We start from the raw sequence: 5,803 nt of genomic DNA on the forward strand, positions 1-5,803 counted from the left end.
CGCCGGAATCCGAAGTGCCGGTCATCAACGTCGAATCGGCCGACAGCCAGTTTGCCTCGGCCTATCTGAGCTTCACCTCGCCCGATCTGGAGCAGGTCTTCGCCATCGTCCGCGAGGCGGCGGCGGCCTACGGCTCGGACCATTATTTCGCGCCGGACATCGCGCGGGCGACCGACGGCGTGCGCGCCGGGCGCTATCGCGCCTTCGCCGGAGACCTGCTGCCCTCGGTTTGACCAGGCTTATGCGCGGCCTCCCGCGAAGCGGGACCAAGGCAAGGTTCATCACAACGGACACAACGAAAACACGAAGGACACTGCGGGGCCTGCGCCTCGCTCGATGCCGTTGTGCGCGTCGTGTTTTCGTTGTGGTCGTTGTGATGAACCGACCGGCGACGCGCGCGAGTAACGCCCGGCTTCGCCGGGAGGGGGCCGGCTAACCCTGCAACGGCGCCTTGCGCAGGGCCGTCAAATTGGGGGAGCCGGTGCAGAAGCAGACGGTCGTCATCTGCCGGATCACGGTCCGGAAATGCGCCACCACCGCCTCGGTCGAGACGGTCGCGGCGGTCAGGACCCCGGCGGCCTGCCCCACCATGTCGGCCCCGAGGCGAATCGCTTTCGCGGCGTCGACGCCGTCGGCCACCCCGCCCGAGCCGATGATCAGGGTCTTCGGGCAGGCGGCGCGGACCTCAAGGATGGCGCGGGCGGTGGGGATGCCCCAGTCGGCGAAGGCGGCGGCGTGGGCCTTGTCGGCGGGGTCCGTGGAACGCTCGCCCTCGACCGCAGCCCAGTTGGAGCCGCCAGCCCCGGCCACGTCGATCGCCGCGACCCCCATCTCGACCAGCCGTTTCGCCGTCGCCGCGGAAATCCCCGCCCCGGTCTCCTTGACCACCACCGGCGCGTCCAGCGCCTTGACCAGGGCCTCCAGGGCGGCGCCGACGCCCCACCAGTCCCGGTCCCCTTCGGGCTGGCAGACCTCCTGCAGCGGGTTCAGGTGAACGACCAGGGCGTCGGCGGCGACCATGTCCAGCACCCGTCGCGCCTCGTCGACGCCGAAGCCGCGGGTCAGCTGGGCCGCGCCGATATTGGCCAGGATCGGCGTGTCCGGGGCCCTCAGTCGCAACGCCATGTCCAGTCCGGGCGTCGGACCCTCCGCCCCGAGGGCGGCCCGCTGCGAGCCGACGGCCAGGGCGATGCCGAGGTGCTGGGCGGCTTCGGCCAGCCGGGCGTTGATGGCCTCGGCCCGGCTGGGCCCGCCGGTCATGGCGCTGATCAGCAGGGGCGCCTTGAGCCGGCGGCCGAGAAAGTCGGCGCCGAGATCGATCTTGCCGTGGTCGAGGTCCGGCAGCGCCTCGTGCACGAAATGGATGTCGGCGAGGCCGCTGTCCCGCCCGTGCCGCGCCTTCCCCGCCAGGATGATGTCGAGGTGCTGGTCCTTGCGGGCGGTGATCTTCGTCAAACGCTTACTCCGGCGGCGCCGTGGGGGTCAGGGCTGTTTCTCGACCGTCAGGGCGTAGACCCCCAGCTGACCGTGCTGATAGGCCCCCGCCCGGATTTCGAAGGTTCCGTCGTCCGGCGCGGTCCACTCGAGCCTGGCGTGGGTGTCGGTCAGGCCGTCGTCGTCCGAGCCCAGAATTTCGAACTCGCCGTCGCCCTTCTCGCGCCCGATGACGACGAAGCTGTCGACGTCGTTCGAGACCATGGTGATGAGCAGCTTCTCATCCTCGCGCACGGTGATGCGGTAGGCGTCGTAGGGGACGTTGCTGTCCGTCGTCGCGTCCGTCTCCGTCAGGGTCCCCCAAGCGGTCGACCCGATCAGAACGCTGCCGGGCTGCGGCAGCGGACCGCGGTCGATCAGCTCGAGCGCATACAGGCCCTCGGCGTCGGAGCCGAGCGGCAGGGCGCGCAGAACGTAGTCGCCGTCCTCGGGCAGGGTGAAGTTCAGCCGCGAATCCGTGCCCTCCATCAGTCCGTCGTCGTCGGAGGCCAGGGCGGTGAATTCGCCGTCGGCCTTGCCGATCTGAAGGTAGGTGTCGAAGTCGCCGGACCGCATGATGGCCTGGATGCGCTGGCCCTCGACCCCCGAGAAGGTGAAGGCGTCATAGCCCCTGTCCTCGTCGTCGCGCGGGTCCCCTTCGCCGATCTCGCCCTGCAGCGAGGCTCCGAAGGCGATCGGCTCCGGCGGACGATCGGGCTGCACCTCGATGATCGACAGGCTGTAATCGCCCGTCCCGTCGGAAAAGGCCCGCGCCTCGATGATGTAGGAGCCGGTTCGCGGCAGGGTGACCGTCATGCGCGAATTGGTGCCTTCCGGCCCCCCGTCGTCGTCCTCGTCCAGGCTGACGCGGTTTTCGTCGAAGAGTTCCAGATAGGTGTCGAAATCGTCCGAGGTCATGTCGATGCGGACCCGCTGGCCCTCCTGGCCCTCGAACCGCCAGGCGTCCGCCGGCGTGTCGCTCTCGCTCTTGCCGTCCCCTTCAGTGAGTTCGCCCTCGACCGTGGCGCCGATGGCGATGGGCTGGGCCGCCGCGGGCGGCGGGCCCTCCTGGAGGCTCAGGCTGTAGGGTCCGGTTTCGGCGACGTTCAGCGGCGTCACCCGGATCAGGTAGTCGCCATTCTCCGGCGCCGTGAACACCAGCCGCGAGTTCAGCCCGGAATCCGGCCCGTCGTCGTTTTCGGCCAGCTGGACGAAGGCGCCGCCCACGCTGCGGCCGAGGCGCAGCACCGGATCAAAGGCCTCGCTGTCCAAGGCCACCGCGAACCTGTCGCCCTGGCGCGCCCGGAAGCTGAAGGCGTCGTAGGGCAGGCCGTCGTCGGTCTCGGGATCCCGACCCGACAGCTCGCCTTCGACGGTCTGGCCGAGGCGGATGCCGGAGGGTCGAGGCGCGCGAGGCGCGGGGGGCCGTTCGGTCAGGCGCAGCGTGTAGGCGCCGCCGTCCAACCCCGAAAGGGGTCTGGCGCGCAGAACGTAGGTCCCGGCCTCGGGAGTCGTGAAGCGCAGGCGGGAATCGGTGCCCTCGCCGAGACCGTCGTCATCCGACGCGAGCGCGTCCTCCGCCTCGTTCGGCGGGAACACCTCGAGATAGGTGTCGAACTCGCCGGAGCGCAGGATAGCCTCAAAACGCTGACCGGCCCGCGCCGTGACGGCGTAGTCGTCATAGCGGTAGGAGTCTTCCACCGCGGTCTGGTCGCTCTCCTCGATCGCGCCCTCCACCGTGGCCCCCACGGCCAGCGGCTCGGCGGACTGCGCCAGGACGGGACCGGCGGCGAGAACGAGGGCCAGGCAGCTGGCGGCGGCGAGGATGGTCTGACGGCGCATGCGGTCCCCCTGAATACGGCCTCGATCATAGACGCCGAACCGCGCCGTCTGTAAATCGCGCGCACCGTACCTTTCCTGACGACCGGAGCCGAACCATGACGGCCGACCCCGCCCGCGCGACCCTGATCGACGGCAAGGCCTTCGCGGCCGGGCTGGTGGAGCGCGTCGCCGCCGCTTCGGCCCGGCTGGAGGCATCGCATCGGGTCAAGCCCGGCCTGGCCGTGGTCATCGTCGGCGAAGATCCGGCCAGCCAGATCTATGTCCGCAACAAGGGCGAGACCACGCTGCGGGCCGGGCTGCGCTCGGACACCCATCAGCTGCCCGCCGAGACCGACCAGGAGACGCTGCTGACCCTGATCGCGGCGCTGAACGCCGACCGGGGCATCCACGGCGTCCTCGTCCAGCTGCCCCTGCCCGGCCATATCGACGCCTCGGCCGTGCTGGCGGCGATCGACCCGGACAAGGACGTCGACGGCTTCCATGTCGTCAACGCCGGGCGGCTGGCGGTCGGCCTGCCGGGGCTGGTCCCGTGCACGCCGCTGGGCTGCCTGATGCTGCTGAAGCATGAGCTGGGCGACCTGTCGGGGCTGAACGCGGTGATCGTCGGGCGCTCCAACATCGTCGGCAAGCCGATGGCGCAGCTGCTGCTGGGCGAGAGCTGCACCGTCACCATCGCCCATTCGCGCACCCGCGACCTGCCGGCCCTGTGCCGCACGGCCGACATCCTGGTCGCCGCCGTGGGCCGGCCCGAGATGATCCGCGGCGACTGGATCCGGCCGGGCGCGACGGTCATCGACGTCGGCATCAACCGGGTCCCGTCGCGCGACCCGGAGAAGGCGGCCCAGGGCAAGACCCGGGTCGTCGGCGACGTGGCCTTCGAAGAGGCGGCTGCGGTGGCCGGACGCATCACCCCTGTGCCCGGCGGGGTCGGCCCGATGACCATCGCCTGCCTGCTGGCCAACACGTATTCGGCGGCCTGCCGGGCCGCCGGCATCGAGCCGGAATCGCTGGACGCTTGAACGGCGAAGCCTAACCTCCGATAGTCGGTCCTGCGGGTCTGCAGCCTGACAGGAGACGAATGATGATGCGCTTGAATTCCCGGGCCGCGGCCATCGCCGCCGTGGTGGTCCTGGCGCCGGCCGTCACCGGCTGCGGCATCAACGCCATCCCGACCAAGGAGGAGGCGGCCAAGGCCCGCTGGGCCGACGTGCAGTCGGCCTATCAGAGGCGCGCCGATCTGGTGCCCCAGCTGGTGGCCACCGTCCAGGGCGCGGCGATCTCCGAGCGTACCATCCTGACCGAGGTCATCCAGGCCCGGGCCCAGGCGACCGGCGTGACGGTGACGCCGGAGACGCTGAGCGATCCGGCCGCCTTCCAGCGCTATCAGGCCGCGCAGGGGCAACTGAGCCAGGCCCTGTCCCGCCTGATGCTGGTCGTCGAGCGCTATCCCGATGTGAAGTCCAACCAGAATTTCCTCGTGCTCCAGACCCAGCTCGAGGGCACCGAGAACCGCATCAACATCACCCGGATCGACTACAACGAGGCGGTGCGGGACTATAACACCTCGCTGCGGACCTTCCCGACGGTGATCTGGGCCAAGACGATCCACGGCGGGTCCGAGCCGATGCAGCTGTTCCAGGCCACCGAGGCCGCCCAGACGGCCCCCACCGTCAATTTCGACGGGCTCAATCCGGCGCAGCCCGGCGGGACCGCAGCGCCGACCACGCCCGGCGCGACGCCCCCCGCGCAGTGAAGTCCCCGCCCCCCTGTCAAACGGTCCGACTGGCGGCGCTGCTGTTCGCCATGCTGGTCGCCGTCTGGCTGGCGAGCGGGCACAGCGCCGCCGCACAAGGCTCGGCCGACGTCCGGTTCCCCGCCCTGACCGGCCGGGTCGTCGATCAGGCCGGCCTGCTGACGCCCGCGAAGGAGGCGGAACTCACCACCCGGCTGGAGGCGCTGGAAAGCGACACTTCGGACCAGTTGGTGGTCGTCACCGTCGACAGCCTGCAAGGCCTCGAAATCGAGGACTACGGTTATCGGCTGGGGCGGACCTGGGGCATCGGCCAGGCCGAGGACGACAACGGCGTCCTGCTGATCGTCGCGCCCGAGGAGCGCAAGGTGCGGATCGAGGTCGGCTACGGGCTGGAGCCGGTGCTCACCGACGGCCTGTCCGCCCTGATCATCCACAACGAGATCCTGCCCTCCTTCCGCGAAGGCCATTTCGAGCGCGGCATCGAACAGGGCGTGACCGCCATCGACGCCCAGCTGCGGCTCGATCCGGCCGAGGCCCAAGCCCGGGCCGCCGCGGCGGTCAAGCCGGAAGCCGGCGTGCCCGTCGGTCCGCTGATCATGATCGGCGTGATCTTCTTCCTGATCTTCATCGGCCTGATCGGCGGGCTGGCCGGCGGCGGGCGTCGCCGTCGCAGCTCCGGCGTGGCGCCGATCCTGATCTGGGCGGCGTCCGAGGCCCTGCGCAGCGGCGGCCGCC

Annotated in this window: 5 protein-coding genes and 1 pseudogene; 4 read left to right on the top strand and 2 right to left on the bottom strand. The window is 70.5% G+C overall.

The window, feature by feature from the left end; genetic code table 11:
- A pseudogene (locus tag RDU12_RS11650) lies at positions 1-233 on the top strand (hypothetical protein); the annotation flags it as partial.
- 199 nt (positions 234-432) lie between these two features.
- Here RDU12_RS11650 and fni read toward each other — a convergent pair.
- Together fni and RDU12_RS11660 are read right to left on the bottom strand one after the other, a co-directional pair.
- A complete protein-coding gene (gene fni / locus RDU12_RS11655) occupies positions 433-1,455 on the bottom strand; it encodes a type 2 isopentenyl-diphosphate Delta-isomerase (RefSeq protein ID WP_300289677.1) in 1,023 nt (340 codons plus the stop codon).
- 27 nt (positions 1,456-1,482) lie between these two features.
- Entirely contained in the window at positions 1,483-3,315 is a 1,833-nt protein-coding gene (locus RDU12_RS11660) for a PPC domain-containing protein (RefSeq protein WP_300289676.1), read from the bottom strand.
- Positions 3,316-3,410: 95 nt separating this feature from the next.
- On the opposite strand from RDU12_RS11660, the gene RDU12_RS11665 reads away from it, so the two are divergent.
- The 3 genes from RDU12_RS11665 to RDU12_RS11675 all read left to right on the top strand — a co-directional run.
- Positions 3,411-4,334 (top strand): bifunctional methylenetetrahydrofolate dehydrogenase/methenyltetrahydrofolate cyclohydrolase, encoded by a 924-nt coding sequence (locus RDU12_RS11665; protein ID WP_300289675.1) that lies wholly within the window; start codon positions 3,411-3,413, stop codon positions 4,332-4,334.
- Between the two features lie 62 nt (positions 4,335-4,396).
- Positions 4,397-5,068, top strand: a complete 672-nt coding sequence (locus RDU12_RS11670) for a LemA family protein (RefSeq protein WP_300289674.1) — start codon at positions 4,397-4,399, stop codon at positions 5,066-5,068.
- The coding region (locus tag RDU12_RS11675) for a TPM domain-containing protein (RefSeq protein ID WP_308684729.1) at positions 5,065-5,803 on the top strand (739 nt) is incomplete at its 3' end. The genes RDU12_RS11670 and RDU12_RS11675, both read left to right, overlap by 4 nt.

The sequence above is a fragment of the Brevundimonas sp. genome (assembly GCF_031082345.1).
In the GTDB taxonomy this organism is placed as follows: domain Bacteria; phylum Pseudomonadota; class Alphaproteobacteria; order Caulobacterales; family Caulobacteraceae; genus Brevundimonas.

Excerpts from the sequence above, each read along its gene's own strand:
- RDU12_RS11670 (WP_300289674.1), top strand. The coding sequence starts at position 4,397 with ATGATGCGCTTGAATTCCCGGGCCGCGGCCATCGCCGCCGTGGTGGTC.
- RDU12_RS11660 (WP_300289676.1), bottom strand. The coding sequence starts at position 3,315 with ATGCGCCGTCAGACCATCCTCGCCGCCGCCAGCTGCCTGGCCCTCGTT.
- RDU12_RS11665 (WP_300289675.1), top strand. The coding sequence starts at position 3,411 with ATGACGGCCGACCCCGCCCGCGCGACCCTGATCGACGGCAAGGCCTTC.